General features: G+C 38.3%; 14 protein-coding genes and 1 other RNA gene. 7 read left to right on the top strand and 8 right to left on the bottom strand.

What is annotated here, in order from left to right; translation table 11 throughout:
- Positions 1-308 precede the first annotated feature (308 nt).
- The 4 genes from KO529_RS21065 to KO529_RS21050 form a co-directional block, all read right to left on the bottom strand.
- Positions 309-1,040, bottom strand: coding sequence for a LytR/AlgR family response regulator transcription factor (locus tag KO529_RS21065; RefSeq protein ID WP_215949834.1), 732 nt, complete (start codon positions 1,038-1,040; stop codon positions 309-311).
- Between the two features lie 147 nt (positions 1,041-1,187).
- A complete protein-coding gene (locus KO529_RS21060) occupies positions 1,188-2,615 on the bottom strand; it encodes a hypothetical protein (protein WP_252734500.1) in 1,428 nt (475 codons plus the stop codon).
- 114 nt (positions 2,616-2,729) lie between these two features.
- The gene (locus KO529_RS21055; RefSeq protein WP_215949833.1) at positions 2,730-3,128 is read right to left on the bottom strand and encodes an acyl-CoA thioesterase; all 399 of its coding nucleotides are present in this window, start codon (positions 3,126-3,128) and stop codon (positions 2,730-2,732) included.
- 2 nt (positions 3,129-3,130) lie between these two features.
- A complete protein-coding gene (locus tag KO529_RS21050; protein WP_215949832.1) occupies positions 3,131-4,171 on the bottom strand; it encodes a glutaminyl-peptide cyclotransferase in 1,041 nt (346 codons plus the stop codon).
- Between the two features lie 204 nt (positions 4,172-4,375).
- On the opposite strand from KO529_RS21050, the gene ffs reads away from it, so the two are divergent.
- From ffs to fsa, 3 genes are all read left to right on the top strand, one after another.
- Positions 4,376-4,474: signal recognition particle sRNA small type (gene ffs, locus KO529_RS21045), an RNA gene on the top strand.
- 120 nt (positions 4,475-4,594) lie between these two features.
- Complete coding sequence (locus tag KO529_RS21040) at positions 4,595-5,404, top strand: SDR family oxidoreductase (protein WP_215949831.1); 810 nt, start codon at positions 4,595-4,597, stop codon at positions 5,402-5,404.
- A gap of 72 nt (positions 5,405-5,476) precedes the next feature.
- On the top strand, positions 5,477-6,130 hold the full coding sequence (gene fsa / locus KO529_RS21035) for a fructose-6-phosphate aldolase (protein ID WP_215949830.1): 654 nt from the start codon (positions 5,477-5,479) through the stop codon (positions 6,128-6,130).
- Between the two features lie 177 nt (positions 6,131-6,307).
- Here fsa and KO529_RS21030 read toward each other — a convergent pair whose 3' ends face one another.
- A complete protein-coding gene (locus KO529_RS21030; protein ID WP_215949829.1) occupies positions 6,308-7,696 on the bottom strand; it encodes a DUF4369 domain-containing protein in 1,389 nt (462 codons plus the stop codon).
- 173 nt (positions 7,697-7,869) lie between these two features.
- On the opposite strand from KO529_RS21030, the gene KO529_RS21025 reads away from it, so the two are divergent.
- Both KO529_RS21025 and KO529_RS21020 read left to right on the top strand, forming a co-directional pair.
- Complete coding sequence (locus tag KO529_RS21025) at positions 7,870-9,498, top strand: ABC-F family ATP-binding cassette domain-containing protein (RefSeq protein WP_215949828.1); 1,629 nt, start codon at positions 7,870-7,872, stop codon at positions 9,496-9,498.
- Positions 9,499-9,524: 26 nt separating this feature from the next.
- Positions 9,525-10,652, top strand: a complete 1,128-nt coding sequence (locus KO529_RS21020) for a hypothetical protein (RefSeq protein WP_215949827.1) — start codon at positions 9,525-9,527, stop codon at positions 10,650-10,652.
- A 27-nt stretch (positions 10,653-10,679) separates the two neighbouring features.
- On the opposite strand, the gene KO529_RS21015 is transcribed toward KO529_RS21020, so the two are convergent.
- Positions 10,680-11,399, bottom strand: coding sequence for a hypothetical protein (locus tag KO529_RS21015; RefSeq protein ID WP_215949826.1), 720 nt, complete (start codon positions 11,397-11,399; stop codon positions 10,680-10,682).
- A 249-nt stretch (positions 11,400-11,648) separates the two neighbouring features.
- On the opposite strand from KO529_RS21015, the gene KO529_RS21010 reads away from it, so the two are divergent.
- Positions 11,649-12,215 carry a fasciclin domain-containing protein gene (locus tag KO529_RS21010; RefSeq protein WP_215949825.1) on the top strand — a complete coding sequence of 189 codons (567 nt, stop codon included), beginning with the start codon at positions 11,649-11,651 and terminating at the stop codon, positions 12,213-12,215.
- Here the strand turns inward: KO529_RS21010 and pheT are convergent.
- Positions 12,207-14,633: a phenylalanine--tRNA ligase subunit beta gene (gene pheT, locus KO529_RS21005; RefSeq protein ID WP_215949824.1), complete on the bottom strand. Its 2,427-nt coding sequence runs from the start codon at positions 14,631-14,633 to the stop codon at positions 12,207-12,209. The two genes, KO529_RS21010 and pheT, sit on opposite strands and share 9 nt — an antisense overlap.
- Positions 14,634-14,848: 215 nt before the next feature.
- Between pheT and KO529_RS21000 the strand changes: the two genes are divergently transcribed.
- A complete protein-coding gene (locus tag KO529_RS21000; protein WP_215949823.1) occupies positions 14,849-16,072 on the top strand; it encodes a TlpA disulfide reductase family protein in 1,224 nt (407 codons plus the stop codon).
- Positions 16,073-16,172: 100 nt separating this feature from the next.
- Here KO529_RS21000 and leuB read toward each other — a convergent pair whose 3' ends face one another.
- Positions 16,173-17,291 (bottom strand): 3-isopropylmalate dehydrogenase, encoded by a 1,119-nt coding sequence (leuB, locus tag KO529_RS20995; RefSeq protein WP_215949822.1) that lies wholly within the window; start codon positions 17,289-17,291, stop codon positions 16,173-16,175.
- Position 17,292 lies beyond the last annotated feature (1 nt).

The raw sequence follows: 17,292 nt of genomic DNA, 5'->3' as shown, positions 1-17,292 counted from the left end.
TTCTGGAAATCGATTGTGGCCTTGGGAGGGTCCCTTCTTTCTTTTGGAATTACGTCACCATCGGTGGCGATTGCATTGTCTACAGTCGGGAACACATCTTGGGTCCCCATGGCAAATAAGCCGATACTTAGAAGTACTACGGCAAAAATAGATAGTAATCTTTTCATTTTTAGTGGTTTTCGAGGGTTAATGAGGTTTATTTCTAAAGCTAAATTAACAATGAAGAGACACTAAAAATTTATGTAAGAATTATCTTTAGTATATGTGGGAGTTCTATTAGTGAACGTATGGTTTTTGTGAGAATTTGTCTAATTAAGAGTAGAGATAGTATTTTTGGCCAAGACCTTTTTTAGGTTGTCAATGTTGTTTTTGTAGGATTTGGAAAAAGGCAATTGTAGTTTGTCATGCTTCAGAGTGCATATACCTTTCCCATAGTTGATCCTAGAAACGAAGTCGATATTGATGATATAACTCTGATGAACCCTTACAAAATTCGTCGGCAAATTGTTCTCAAAAGTCTTTAACGTTTTAAAAGCACTTATAGTACTTCCGTCTTTCATAAAAAAGTCGGTGGCATTGTTATCGGCCTGCAAATACATAATTTCCTGAGTATTTATGTAGCGATAGTCTTTATAGGATTGTAGTAAAAGTGTTTTGGGCTCCTGTTCCTTTGGTGTTTTTAATTTTAACCTTAGGAGGGTTTTTCTAATGTCGAATTCGTTATAAGGCAATAACCAATAGTCGAAAAAATGACATTTTAAGGCTTCAAAGGCAAATTGCTTGCTTTTCGCGATTCCGATAAAAATGGGAACTTGCTTTACATATTGGTGCATTTCCATAATCATATGAAAATACTCATGAGCCTTTTCGTTTAAATGGATAAAAACTACATCTGGGGATTTTTTTAGTATACCATTTAGACCATCTATACTGTTAGTAGCTACTCCTGAACAATAAAATTCACTGTACTCTTCCATATAGTGTTGAAGCTGTAAATTGGATTGGGCATCGGAGTCCAAAATGGTATAGGTATATTCCATAATTTCAGATGATTTGAATGCAAATTAGCGATACTTGATAGCTTAGGAGGGTATTTCAACCTTAGAAAAACTAGGGTTTTCGTTTTATTGGCTAAATATAGAAAATTTGAAAGATTTTTCTTTCAATACGTGAAGTATTATACTATTTTAATTTGTAAAAAGTACTGCATATGCCCCTAGGGTTAGATTTTTGGTTCTGTCCGCACCTAAAATATCTAAGGGAACCAACTGTGCCGTTGCCAAATTTCCTGCTCCAATGGCACTTGAATTTTCTCTGATCAAGAAATTATTCTGGGCGGGAGATGCAAATACCGGATCCAAATTAAGTAAAATATTATTATAAAGGGAGGTATTGCCAAAATTGTATAGATCGGTTTCGGAACTGTTCTTGAATTTTATGAGGCAGTTTTCGAAGTAAAAATTAAATACTGAATTCTCATCTTTAATGAGGTTTAGTTCATTTGGATTACTTCCATAAATTATACAATTTTTAAAGTCTGCCCTTACCAGGCTATTGGAGCTGTTTCCGCCTAATGTAGAATTGTCCAAATGCAAGGCTGTACCGGAGCGGAACCCATACTTCCAATAATTGGCTATGGTTGCATGGGTAAAGCTGTAATCTCCTCCGTGGCTACAATATAGGGAGATGTTCCCTGCGGCTCCCAAAACTAAATTTTCACTCCTTACTACCGCGGTTTTTGCCCATAAATTTACGTTTTCACTATTGTAGATTTGGGAATTATTTATGGATAAATTGGTTTCCCCTAGGTTGTTGTCCCCTTGGACAAGAATGCCTACGGTGGCATTTTTAATAGTGAGGTAATCTATTTTATTATTAATGCTGCCTTTGGAAATCCAAATAGACCCCCATTGTCCGGGAATATCGGCATAGGAAGACTCCAGACGATCTCCTTCAAAAACAACTTCATTTTCCAGTAAATCCCTGTCCTCACTTAATTCACCCTTGATATGTAGGGTAGCATTTTCTTTTATCAGTATCCCTGAATCTTTGTGGAAATGCACACGTGTGCCCGCTTCTATATTCAAGGTTTTATCTTCTGGTACGGCTGCGTAGCCATATATGACATAGGGTTTGTCTCTGGTGAAATTGAGCTGATCTGGTCCCAGTTCGAAACCTTCGACTCTGATTTCTTCCCCGGATTCGTTAATATCAAGAACAATCATCTCCCGTTCACCGTTCAAGGATCTTGCTGGGTATAAAAATATGGCATCCTTGATCAGGGTAACCAATTGTACTTCTTGCAAATGGTTTTCCTTGTCGAATTGAATGGCATCGGTGTGCAAAAATTCTTTTGCATCGGCATTGGCAATATCAGTAGTGGTTTCCACAAAGATATACAGGCTATCTTGGGCAAAAAGAGGGATGTCCCTAAAAAGTTGACCGGCTTCACCATCCACATTTAAACGATACTTGCTGCTGTCCCCGTTTTTGAGCTGAATTGTAGGGATGCTTATATCTGTTGAGCTGCGGTTATATACCTTTAATGTATAGGTACTGCTGCCAATGTTGCTGAAAACGGTATCCAAAAAAACAGTGTCTTTTGAGAATTCCAAAGAGCCGTTACTTTTTGTATAATCGAAGTCGGTCCTACATGAGGAAAATATCAGCAGCAGAACGAGGGCAGAAAAAATACAAAAAGTTTTATGCACGGATTTTATATTGAATATTTAGGTTTGGGTAAGAAAGATACTTTCTATTTCCGGGGAAATCCTCATAGGCTTAAAAGTTTCGGAGTTTAGCAAACACCATTCGGTCTTAGATTTAACAAGCAATTGGTTGCTTTCTTTGTTGTACATTTCTACAATCCTAACGCTTACGGGGCCTTTGGTCTTATCAATATACGTTTTCATTAAAATAACATCGTCCAATTTTGCCGAACTTTTGTAAGTAATATGATGGGTCAGTACCACCCAGACCGTAGTATTGATCAAATCTTTCGGGGCTTTGGCCCGCCAATGTTCCTTAGCAATGTCTTGCATCCATTGTACATACCGCACATTGTTAACGTGGTTCAGGTCATCCAGATCATCTTCTACCACCTTTATGGTTTTTTCAAAAGCTCCCATAGTTATTTTTTAAGGATGTTTACCTCAAACAATTTGTCCCAGTTTTTTCCGGTAACGAAGAAGGTCTTTCTTTGTGGATGATAGGCCACTCCATTAAGTACGTCCAGATTCTGATGTTGCGTAACTTTTTCCTTTAGGCCGCCAAAATTTATAACGCCTTCAATTGCACCACTTTTGGCATCAATAATCATCATACTTTCCTTTTGATAGACATTGGCGTATATTTTTCCATCTACATATTCCAGTTCATTGGCCTTGTTGAATATGGAGGTATTTGTTACTGTCTCAAAATGTCCCTCCTCAGCCATAGTTTCAGGATTTAAAAACCATATTTTCTCGGTGCCATCACTCTTGAATATTTTGTTACCGTCGTTGCATAAGCCCCATCCTTCCTTACTTTGGTTGTATTTAAAGCTGTCTATTTTCTTAAAGTCTTTTAGATCGTAAATGAATCCAACTCCACTTTGCCAGGTGAGTTGATAAATTTTATTATTTAAAATAGTGATGCCCTCTCCAAAATAGGTATTGTCCAAGTCTATTTTCTTTAAAATTTCACCAGTTTTATAATCTACCTGCCTCAAGGAGGATTTTCCCTTTTTACCCGTACTTTCATAAAGTGTATCCTGATGAAATTCCAATCCTTGGGTATATGCCTCCATATCATGGGGGTATACGTTCAGAATTTCGTAGGAATAGATCTCGGGGGCGTGTTCTGCCAATAGTTTAATTCCTTTGGACACTTCAACGGTTTCGCCATCGAAGCTTATATTCGCGGTCAAAGTTTTGGCCCCAAGTTCCAATTGGTCCAGCGTAATTTTATCGTTCTTCAACGTAATTTCCTTATTGTCCAAGGTATAGGTAATCTTTTCAATTTCTTTGTTCTTTAGATTTTTGACAGAGATACCTACCACCTGGTTTTTTTGAAATTCCGTTTGGTTGCCTTCCAATTGGATTTCGAAGAGTTTGGAGGGGTTGGTGGTACCATCACAAGCCAAAAAGAACAGGGGAATCAAGAAGAATAGGTTTAATTTAAAGGCGTTCATTTTTAAATATGGGTATAATTTATAATATAATTTTAGTGGGTAAAGAGTCTGTACTAAACAATTATTTTCTTTGATTTTTGCATAGTTGTCTTAAAATCAACCCGCTATCCAGAAATAAATTTGGTGACTTTTTAGGGCAAGATATTTAATAAAATTAAGACCTGAAAACGATTGTAAAAAAATTAAAAGATTGTATATTTGCATCGGCAAGTCCTACACGACCAGCTCCTGTAGAATCCCCCAGGGTGGGAACGCAGCAAGGGTATATGGTTGTAGCGGTGCGATGTAGGTAGCTTGCCATTTTTTGTGCCTTAAAGTGAAGGTGTTTTTTCTGTTTTTTTGAGCCATTTGGCATAGATATCATTGTTATATCCCTTTCCATTCCTGTTTTATTCGTTAATTTGCAACCTTAATTTTTAATTAATGGAGCATAGGGTTGTACTGATTACCGGAGGTTCTTCGGGAATTGGAAAATCGATCGGAATTTATTTAAAATCAAAGGGTTTTAAAGTTTACGGAACAACAAGGAAGATTGCCAATCATCCCAATTTTGATGATTTTGAACTTTTGGAATTGGATGTAAGAAATCCAGAAAGTATTGGGGCCGCCATTTCAGAGCTGATAGCAAAGGAAGGTAGGCTGGATGTTCTGGTCAACAATGCCGGTATAGGAATTACAGGTCCTATAGAGGAAACACCACACGCTGAAATTTTGAAAGCATTCGATACCAATTTTAATGGTCCGCTACACATGTCGAAAGCTGTTTTGCCCCATATGAGGCGTCAGGAAAAGGGTTTGATCATTAATATTACCTCTATTGCGGGTTATATGGGTTTGCCATATAGGGGATTTTATTCCGCCAGTAAAGGTGCCTTGGAGTTGGTTACGGAGGCCCTGAGAATGGAGGTTAAAGGATTTGGCGTGAACATAACCAATTTGGCGCCTGGTGACTTTGCTACCAATATAGCCTCTGGCCGTTACCATGCCCCAATTATGGAGGACTCGCCCTATAAGGAACCTTATGGCAGCACCTTAAAAATGATGAACGAGCATGTGGATAGTGGTAAAGATCCCATATTGGTGGCCCATATGGTATACAAAATAATAAACACAAAAAAACCTAAAGTACATTATAAGGTAGGGGAGTTTATGCAGAAGTTCTCATTATTTCTAAAAAAAATATTACCGGACAAAGTATATGAGAAACTCTTGATGAACCATTATAAATTGTAATTTTGCCAGACTAAAAGTTAGGCATGCAAAAAGGCTATATCTTTCAAATTAATAATTTAAAAAGCAATTAACATGAAGTTCTTTATTGACACCGCTAATTTAGCACAGATAAAAGAAGCCCAGGAATTAGGAGTATTGGATGGGGTAACCACAAATCCTTCCCTAATGGCCAAAGAAGGCATTACAGGAAGAAACAATATTTTAAAGCACTATGTGGATATCTGTAATATTGTGGATGGTGATGTATCCGCCGAAGTAATTTCCACCGATTTTAAAGGAATGATCAAGGAGGGTGAGGAATTGGCAGAATTGCATGAGCAGATCGTAGTTAAAGTTCCTATGATAAAGGATGGTATCAAGGCTATAAAATATTTCTCGGATAAGGGAATAAGAACCAATTGTACTTTGGTATTCTCTTGCGGACAGGCTTTGTTGGCTGCCAAAGCCGGTGCAGCCTATGTTTCTCCGTTTATTGGTAGATTGGACGATATTTCTACCGATGGTCTAAACTTGATCTCTGAGATTAGGCACATATATGATAATTATGAGTTTGAAACCCAAATATTGGCTGCTTCGGTAAGGCATACAATGCATGTGATAGATTGTGCTAAAATTGGAGCTGATGTTATGACCGGACCTTTGTCAGCTATTGAAGGTCTTTTAAAGCATCCTTTAACGGATAGTGGCCTGGCCAAGTTTTTGGAAGACTACCAGAAAGGTAACTAGTTTTACCAAGATTCTAAATAGTACAAAGCCTCTTGAGCTCATTGAGCAAAAGAGGCTTTGTTGTTTTTAATATTGAACTTTTCATTACCGTATAGATAATGGGTAAAAGATTGTAGAATTGTTAAATGGGATATACTTGAGCTAGATAACCGAAATTTCTTCCAAGTCGGAAAGGCCTTAAAAACTACTATAAAGATCGGCAAATGCGTCTACAATAAGTCCGTCTTTGGTTATAATACCCTTATTGAGACCACCTATTACTAGGGCATTTTTTAAATTTTCAAAATCATCGGTCCGGAATTGTTTTTCCGTATCCAATTGATTGCTGCTTAATAATGATTGCCATCTTAGTGCATCCGTATTGCAATTTATTCCTATAAAAGTGAAATTCGGCTTGTTTTCCGAAAGTTGCGCCACACGGGTAAGTACATTCTCGAAGTTGGATCTCTGGGTGCCTGACCAAAAATAGAATACGGCATTTTTCTCCTTTTCGGCAATTTCCTGAAGGGTTACCAAGGTCCCATTAGTGTTGAAAACTGAAATATTGGGCATTCTATTACTAGGTTGTAAGTTGTTTACACCTTGGTATATAGCTTCTATTTCGGCACTGTGTCTATTGTTTCCGGAAAGTCTGTGAAATTCATCAATAAAAATCCTATTGTTTTCGTCGGTATCATGGACATTTATTAGATAGTCCATTGCAACATTTCTAAATAAATTATCCCTCAAGTCCCTTTCGGTAACCAAGCTATCTATCAGTTTTAACTTGTGTTGGTTAAAATGTAATTTATTTTTAACTATGTCATAGTGCGCATCCTTACATTTTGTATAACAACCCATATAGGATAGATTATTAAAATGTGTCTTCATAAAATTGTAATAATACCTATGATAGGATAGATTTTCATTGTTGTAGTCTATCGTCTTTCTATAATCGTAAAAATTGTTGGGAAGTTCAGGAATGGTGTCTTTTCCTGTTCTTCTTCTGTTCCAAAACGGATACTTTTCCTTATAGATGTAATAATTGTAATCTATACTGGCCTTGGCCATGTCGGCAGCTTTTGGGGAAAGGGTTACTTCGGTAACAAGCTCGTTAAGGGCGTTTACCTTAACAGCCTTTAAAGAATCCAGTTTATTGGAGAAGTCCGCTGGATCAAGTTGGGAATAGGAATAAACTAATGCAGGCTCGGATTCCGTACTTAAAAAGAACTCCACAAGAAAATTATTTATTTCTTCGCCTTTCCCAGAAAATATCAATGATTCATCAAAATCTTCAGTATTCAGGCGGATCATTAAACTATCTCCCTTTTCTAGATAAACGTACTGCAGTTCCGGACTATGGTCAAAATGATATAGACCTTCCACAACGGTATCCAATTTTATACTGAATCTATTTTCGCCATCAAGTTTAGCTGAATCTATGACAACATCATCCTTAAATAGAACAACATATTCGCTTGTGGGATTTACAATTTCACCAGCAAAGAATGCACCAGGGGATTTTTTTTCTATCGAACCGCAACCAACTAGTGCAATAAGAAAAGAATATAGTAAAGGTTTATTCATATGAGAATAGCTACTTTATAGTGAACAAATCTAATAAACTCAACAGATACAGGCTGTTAATTGTGAGTTAAATCTATTGGCTCTTAGTTAAAATGACACCTAAAGGCGTTGTAATATAGTTGCTTGAACGGGTTTATTTTTGTTATTTTTGCACAAAATTTAAAACATTACATATGCTGTCAGTATCAAATTTATCTGTGCAATTTGGGAAAAGGGTTCTTTTTGATGAAGTAAACGTATCCTTTACACAAGGTAATTGTTATGGTGTTATTGGTGCCAATGGAGCTGGGAAGTCCACATTTTTACGAATTCTATCGGGACAAATAGACCCCACATCCGGTCACGTTCACTTGGAGCCAGGGAAAAGGATGTCCATCTTGGAACAGAACCACAATGCCTATGACGAATATACTGTTTTGGAGAGTGTGGTAATGGGCAATAAGCCTTTGTTCAAGATAAAAAAGGAGATAGATGCCCTTTATGCCGACTACAGTGATGAGAATGCGGATAGAATAGGGGAGTTGCAGGTGCAATTTGAGGAAATGAACGGTTGGAATGCCGACAGTGATGCTGCAGCCCTATTGTCCAATTTGGGCATTACCGAGGAATATCATTATACCTTAATGGGCGACTTGGATTCCAAACTTAAGGTTAGGGTCTTATTGGCACAGGCATTGTTTGGCAATCCGGATGTGTTGATAATGGATGAGCCTACCAACGACTTGGATTATGAAACCATTAATTGGTTGGAGAACTTCCTTGCCGATTATGAGAACACCGTTATAGTAGTATCCCACGATAGGCACTTTTTAGATTCTGTTTGTACCCATATTGGAGATATAGATTTCGGAAAAATGAACCTATACTCAGGGAACTATACGTTCTGGTACGAGAGTAGTCAATTGGCTGCTAGACAAAGGGCACAGCAGAACAAAAAATCCGAGGAAAAGGCCAAGGAATTGCAGGAGTTTATTCAAAGGTTCAGTGCCAACGTGGCAAAGAGTAAACAGGCCACTTCCAGAAAGAAGATGTTGTCCAAATTAAAAATTGAGGATATAAAGCCTTCAAGCAGACGTTACCCTGCCATTATTTTTGATAGGGAAAGGGAGGCAGGAGATCAGATATTGAACGTTGAAAAGCTTTCCGCTTCAACAGAAGAGGGCGAGATTTTGTTTCAGGATGTCAATATTAATCTGGCCAAGGGAGATAAAGTGGCAATAATTTCGAGGGATTCAAGGGCCACAACGGCATTTTACGAGATAATAAACGGCAATAGAAAGGCGGACAGTGGTTCCTTTCAATGGGGTGTAACTACCAACCAATCTTACTTGCCTGCGGATAATGCCTCCTTCTTTACCGAAGATATCAACTTGGTAGATTGGTTAAGGCAATGGGCCAAAACGGAAGAAGAAAGGGAAGAAGTAAATATTAGGGGCTTTTTGGGGAAAATGTTGTTTAGCGGTGAGGAAGCCTTGAAAAAATGTACGGTTTTATCCGGAGGTGAAAAGGTACGCTGCATGTTGAGCAGAATGATGTTGATGAGGGCCAATGTAGTTATGTTGGACGAGCCTACCAACCATTTGGATTTGGAAAGTATAACCACCTTCAATAATTCCTTGAAGAATTTTAAAGGTACCGTTCTCTTTACAACCCATGACCACGAATTTGCTGAAACTGTGGCGAATAGGGTAATAGAATTAACTCCTAAAGGTAATATTGATAGATATTTGACGTTTGATGATTATATGTCCGATAAGACTATAAAGGAGCAGCGCAACAAAATGTACGCCGTTCCGGTGTAGTGTTGTAGGACCCAAATTCTTACTTTATGAAAACCTACCTATTCATATGCATGTTTATTGCATGTCTTGTCATAGGCTGTTCGGAGGAAGGAGTTGGGGATAAGATAGACGAATCTCCAAGCCTGTTGGCCGACTATACCGTTTTGCTTCATAAAGACGGGCTTATGAGAACTGCTCTTTTAAATGCCGATTCGGACGGTATTACCGTAAACCCCGGTATTGATGAGTTTGAGATGGTACCTGTGCCGCAACTATTCTACAGGGACGGCTTCAAAATAGGATTTTATATCCCCAAGGAGGACTGCAGTGCCAGCCTTACCGTCCACGATTTTAGCGACGGTAAAGTGGAACAAAGTACTGTGTTTGCTGAGGATTTGAATTGTGACCGTGATGTAAAATCCATTGCTTTTTCCGGAAATAAAGCTTTGATGGCCTATGTAGTACCTAGGGACGCCAAAGAAGACGATTATTTTTTAAGGATTTTGGATCTAACGGAAAGTCCTGGTTCTTTTACCGATGTATCCCTGGCCAAAGAACCCATACAACTTTTGGTATCCAATAACAAAGCCTTTGTCCTATGTATGGATACCGATGTAACCAACAGATATGCCCTTATGTCCATAAATGTTGATAACGGGGCCCTTACTCATGAGGTTGACCTGGGGGCCGATGTCCTAAAGATATCACAGGATGGAATGGGCAATATTCTGGTAAGTTATCCCAATTTACATAGCCTAATTGATGGGAATACAATGATCTTGGGTATTACGACCAATTATCTGCTGGGAAAAGAGCCAAAGTTTGGGTATGCCAAATCTGAATTTTTCGGGAACCAGACGATGTATTACCCTATGGAATCGGGGTTAAAAAGTTCCTATCCCCATATTGCCGCAGTTTATGATTTTAAGGAAAATATGTCTGTCCTATACATTTATGAAAACTTTCTTAGCCTGGAGGAGAGAAACTTAAAATACGAAATAGAGGATACTACAATGGTTTCCTATGATGCCAAGAATAATTTGATTTTGATAGGCTATAGAAAAAAAGGGGGTAGTGGCAAAGGAGGATTAATGAGGATAAAGCCAATACCGGACCCTAAATTTCTGGATAACGTTGATTTGGACGGCATTCCTATGGAATTGTTTCCCAATTAAAATCTGACAGTACTGAAAGAATTTGTTCTAAGTTTTTAGGTATTTGGAGTTCCAGATGGCAGGATTAAAATTTTTGCCCAAGGCAAAGCCATAAAATATTACGATGGAGGCTAGACATTTAAACATAAAAAAGAAAATTACCCAAAATTGAAAACTGGAACTTTCTTTGGAGAACAATCCGTTGGGGACCAACAGGGTAATTAGATAACTAACACCTACAACCAGGGCAATTAGATTTACCAGGCTTTTAAAAGGCCACATCAATATTTTTCTCAGTGGATGTAGATCGCGGCCCCATTTATGGATTAAATAGTAATGGTCATTGCCGATCGGGGCAAATAAAATGGGATCATCCCTGTCTTCTAATTTAAAAAGTTTTGAGGGCGCAAGTATCTTAAATCCTTTTAATTCCAGTTCATGTTCTTTTTCCAGTTTTTTTATTTTGGAAATGGCTTCCTGAGGAATTTCACCTTTAAAATAACGGGAATCCAAAAAACGCAACCTATAATCTATCGCTATTTTTTTTATATGCCTTACATGGTATATTTCGGCAGTTTCCAATAAATCAAAATTGAAATCATTGGAAATTACGGTGTTCTTACTATTAAGGTTGACTTCGATTCTTTTCTGGGTATCCTCCTCTTTGGCTAAAAGGCGATATACTTCATTTAAAATTTTATCGGCAGACTTGTCCCTTTGCTTTGCCAGAATAAGCTTTTCCCGAATATTGGTTCTTCTCAATAACATTTTATATTCTTTTATAGCAATTGTTATAAAGTTAAGGAATTAAGGTTTTCGATTTTGGTTTAAAGCGTTAAAAATTGAAAATATGCAATGAAACCTATAGTAATATGGTGTATTCGTAACCTTTATTTCAATATTGTGATATTTTAAAATTAGTTAATAACTTTTTTTAAAACAACGAACTGAATATTGTATATTGTCGACGAATTTGACCGTTTATCGATTTTTTTGTAATTCCCAAGCCCAGAACCTATGAAAAGCTATGTGTCCGTTTGCGCCCTATTATTTTTAATCACCTCTCTTGGTTATGGCCAAACGTCGTTCAAAGAAAATAGCTTTTTAAAAAAGGAAAATTCCATTATAGAAAGTACCGCAGATTCTGGACACCATAATACCTTGTTGGAAGCTGTAAAGGCAGCCAATTTGGACAAGATTTTGGATGAGGATGGTCCGTTTACTGTTTTTGCACCTTCGGATATGGCTTTTAAAAAGCTCTCTAAAGTAAATTTGAAAGAATTATTGTTACCGGAAAATAAAAGGGAGCTCTTTTCGCTTTTAACCTACCATATTGTTGCTGGCAACATAACGGCCTCCAAAATTTTAAAGGCTTTGTGCAACGGGAATGGAAAAGCAAGTTTTACTACTGTACAGGGCGATAAAATATTCGCTTCCATGGATGGATTGGATATTGTACTCACGGACAAGGCTGGAAATAAGGCCAAAATAACCAATGCTGACGCCAATCAATGCAATGGCATTATCCATGAGATAGACAGTGTTATCCTGCCCAATGCCCTTTCAGCTGCAAATTTACCGTAATTCGGCTCCTAATTCGCTTTCGTAACGTTGTAAAAGCTTGTTCATTATCTTATCTATCTGCTTATCCGTTAAGGTACCGTTTTCATCCTGCAAGGTGTAGCTTACAGCATAGGACTTTTTGCCTTCGGGTAAATTTTTACCATTGTAAACATCAAAAAGGTTCACATTGGTTAAAAATTTCCGTTCAGTCTGAAGTGCGATATCATAAATCTGCTTAAAACTTACCTTTTCGTCCACTAAAAGCGCGTAGTCTCTCTTTACTTCAGGGTATTTTGGAATCTCTTTATAGATTATTTTGCTGTTCACAATGGCTTCCAAAATATAATCCCAGTCAAAATCCGCAAATAGAACCTCTTCCTTAATATCGAACTCCTTTAAAATGGATTTCTTTACAACTCCAAGACTCACCACTACCTTTTTGTCTAATAACAAGGAAATTCCTTCAGATAGAATATCACTGGAATTGGGTTGGGAAATAAGTTGGGTAAGTCCCAACCTGTTCAGGAGATTTTCCACAATAGCTTTTAGGTAAAAGAAATCTGCCTTTTTGGGAGCTGTAGTCCAGGTATCTTCCAATCTGTTCCCGGTAACAAGAATGCTTAAATGCTTTTTTTCCTCTCTTTGGGTTTGATATTGATGATAGGTTTTTCCAAATTCGAATATTTTAAGGTTGTGCATCTGCCTATTGCTGTTGTGGGCAATGGCCTCCAAACCTGAAAACAGCATAGACTGCCGCATTACCGATAGATCGGTGCTAAGAGGGTTTAACATGCTAATAGTATGCTCTTCCCTAATATCTTCCGATAAGTTATTGTAGACGGGGGAAGTTAAGCTATTGGCCAATATTTCATTAAATCCTTTTGAAGCTAAAAAATTACCAATTATGTTTTGGATCTTATAGTCCTCAAATTTGGAAGTAGGGGCAATGGAGGCGTTCAATTTTTCTTTAAACTCTACATTATTATAGCCAAAAACGCGGAGAATTTCCTCAATAACATCTACCTCTCTTTGTACATCCACACGGTAAAAAGGAATGGATAATCCCAGTCCGGATTCCGTAACATTTTTAACCTTTATGTCCAATGATGCCAGAATGGATTTTATGGTGTCTTTAGGTATTTCCTGACCTATCAGCTTGTTAATTTTGTCGAAAGTCAAAAATACGTGGTAGTCATCCTTCTTTTTAGGATATATATCTACAATGTCCGAGGTAATATCACCGCCAGCAATTTCGTGGATAAGCAGTGCAGCTCGTTTTAGGCAATATTCTACATTATCTATATCTATCCCCCTTTCAAAACGGAAGGAAGCATCTGTATTTATACTGTGTCTTTTGGCTGTTTTTCGTACGGATACTGGATTAAAGAAGGCACTTTCCAAGAAAATACTACTGGTGCTTTCCGTTACCCCGGAATTTTGCCCGCCCAGGACTCCAGCTATACAAAGTGGTTTTTCCGTATCGCAAATCATAAGATCCTCTTCGTTCAAAGTACGTTGAACCCCATCCAAAGTGGTAAATTTGGTTCCTTTGGGTAGTGTTTTGACCACTATTTTGTTTCCCTTGATCTTTGCAGCATCAAAGGCGTGCAAGGGCTGCCCCAATTCGTGTAACACATAATTGGTAGCGTCCACTACATTGTTCTTTGGAGTAATTCCAATAGATTTTAATCTGTTTTTTAGCCAGTCAGGCGATGGTTGTACAATTAGATTGCTAATGGTTATTCCACAATATCTTGGAGCCAGTTCGCTCTTAATTACTTCAACGTCAATTTTTAATGATCGGTTTACAATATTGAAATTGGTCACTGGAGGAGTTATCAATTCCTTAAGGATGTCCTTTTGCTTAAATCCGGCTTTTAAATCCCTGGCAACTCCAAAGTGGCTCATGGCATCGGCCCTATTTGGGGTTAGCCCAATCTCAAATACCTCATCCACTTCAACTTCGAAAACTTCCGAACAGGGGGTTCCAACCTTTAAACCATCTGGGAGTACCATAATTCCGTCGTGGCTTTCGCCTAATCCTAGCTCATCTTCGGCACAGATCATACCATGGCTTTCCTCTCCACGAATCTTTCCTTTCTTTATGACCCAGGCTTCTCCTTCCGCCGTATAAAGGGTTGTTCCTATGGTAGCTACAGGTACCTTTTGTCCGGCCTCTACGTTGGGTGCACCACAGACAATTTGCAACGGAGCTTCAAGACCAATATTTACAGTGGTCAATTTTAATTTATCCGCGTTAGGATGCTTTATGCAGGTTAAAACTTCACCAACCACAATTCCTTTCAATCCTCCTTTGACAGATTCAAAAGGAGAAATACCCTCAACCTCCAGGCCCAAGTCAGTTAATAATTCAGCTGTCCTATTGGAATCCCAGTCAATTTTCAAGAACTGCTTCAACCAGTTGTAAGATATTTTCATCGAGTTTTTTTAAAGACCTCAAATATAAAACAATGCTAGAAGACATTCAATACGTATTTGATTGAATGTTTTATTTTTTATTATCCAAAAATTTTTGTTACTTAACTTCGTGTTTTTTCAAACATTCTTTTCATTTCATGAGACCACCTTGTGAATTGGGCCAAAAATTCCCTTCAAGAGAGGTTCCCCCTCAATTTAATTGTTAATGATTTAAGATGAGGCGTATTTTCTTCATATTTATTCTATTTATACTGTTCAATAGCTGTAAGGATTCTGAGGCCGTTGTTTTGGCAGAAGGTATTTGGTTGGCCGAATTGGAACTGGGTGACGATCAAAGCTTGCCTTTCAATTTTAAACTAAAGAACACCGGGAGTGGGGGCTACGCTATTGAATTGTACAACGCAGATGAAACTATTTTTATTGATGAAATAAAGGTGAAGGGCGATTCGGTGGTTATTAGAATGCCGGTTTTTGAAGGATACTTGGCAGGAAAATTTACAGACAATGAGATAAATGGAAAATTTATTAAGGAAAATGAAGAAAGGGTTATGCCCTTTAGGGCTATCCACGGAATTAAGGAGCGCTTTAAAAGTGAAGGTATTCCGAATACCAATATTTCCGGTGACTGGGAGGTGGAGTTTAGGCCAGAAAATGAGAAGAGCTACATGGCCAAGGGTACCTTTAGACAAGTAGATGACAAGGTTTCCGGGACTTTTAGGACCGCTACGGGGGATTATCGTTTTTTGGAAGGAATCAATAGTGCGGACTCTGTGAAGTTTTCCACTTTTGATGGTGCCCGAGCATATTTATTTAAAGCCAAAATCACGGATAGCACCATGGTGGGAGTGTTTTACTCGGGAAATCATTCCAAGGAATTTTTTGTGGCGAAAAGAAACGAAAACTACAAGTTGCCCAATTCCGAGACCTTGACCTATATGAAAAAAGGGCATGACAAACTAAGCTTTTCCTTCCCGGATTCCGAGGGTAATTTGGTTTCGTTGAGTGATCCTGTTTTTAGGGATAAAGTGGTAATCGTTCAGATTATGGGGACCTGGTGCCCAAACTGTTTGGATGAAACCAAGTTTTTGGTAGATTATCTACAAAAAAATTCAAAGGAAAAAATAGCTGTTATCGCCCTTGCTTTCGAGTACGCTAAAACAAAGGAAGCCGCCTTTAATTCGATTGATAGACTAAAAGATAGAATAGGGGTCCAATACCCCATTTTGTTGGCACAATATGGAGGTATAAGCAAGGAAATGGCACAAAAAAAATTGCCCATGTTGAATCACGTAATATCCTTCCCAACTACAATAATTGTAGACAAAAGGGGTGATGTGCAAAAAATATACACGGGTTTCAACGGTCCGGCAACGGGAAGTAATTACGACAGTTTTAAGAAAGATTTTCACAACTTCATACTTCAGCTTCTTGAGGTATAAAGCAATCGGATTTAAATTACGGGATACACTAGCTGGAAGTTTCCTTCCTATTTTTAAGAAAGAGGAAAATCCATGAAAAAGTATGTATACTTGGAGGCAATTAGATAATGGTAGATCTTCCCAACCCTATGTTTTCGTAATTATAATTGTGGTTCTCATCAGAATCTATGATGTTTCCGGCAATAAAATCACCTACCTGACTTGTGCCATATTTGCTTGAAGTGTTCAAATCCTTGGTAACCACATGTTTTTTCATGGACTTGTCTACCGCTATTACTACAGCCAGCGACTCTTCATGCATTCCAAAATGGCTCAACATCATGGCCGTAGATAATATGGAGGCTATGGGATTGGCTATATTTTTTCCAGCTGCCTGGGGGTAGGAACCGTGAAAGGGTTCAAACATGGCATGTTCATTGCCTATCGAGGCCGATGGCAGGAGTCCCTTGGATCCGCAAATGGCACTGCCTTGGTCGGATAAAATGTCGCCGAACATATTATCGGTCAGGATAACATCAAAGTCGTTCGGATCCAACATCATTTTCATGGCAGCATTATCCACAAATAAAAAATCCAATTGTACTTCCGGATAGCTTTCAGATATTCTGGTTACAACTTTGCGCCATAGCCTAGAGGTCTCCAAAACATTGGCCTTGTCTACCAATGTCAATTTTTTACGTCTGTTCTTGGCAGCCTTAAAGGCTAAATGGGCAATTCTACTGATTTCCTTTTCGGAGTATTCACATAAATCCGAAGCAACGGTCCCGTCTTCACTAAGTTTTTTTTCACCGAAGTAGATTCCACCGGTAAGTTCACGATAGATTACGAAATCCGTTCCAAAAATAACGTGTTTTTTTAGAGGGGATTTATTCACCAAAGTTGGAAAAATCTTGACGGGCCTAATATTGGTAAAAAGTTGCAATTCCCTGCGCAGTTGAAGCAATCCTTGTTCCGGGCGTACTCTTGCACTTGGGTTGTCATCATATTTTAGTGTGCCTATGGTCCCAAAAAGAATAGCATCTGAAGCCTTGCAAAGGTCAATGGTCTCCTTTGGTAGGGGGGAGCCGTATTTGTCCATGGCAACAGCTCCGATCAACCCTTCTGTATAGGTGAAATGATGGTTGAAGGTCTCCTCAACGGCCTGCAAACATTTTACAGACTGTGCCAAGACCTCAGGACCAATTCCATCTCCCCCTAAAAGAGCAATCTTTAGATTCATT

Source organism: Arenibacter algicola (assembly GCF_018860365.1).
Lineage (GTDB): Bacteria > Bacteroidota > Bacteroidia > Flavobacteriales > Flavobacteriaceae > Arenibacter > Arenibacter algicola_B.
The sequence above is the reverse complement of the archived record's forward strand: the minus strand, read 5'-3'. Positions and strand labels throughout refer to the sequence as shown.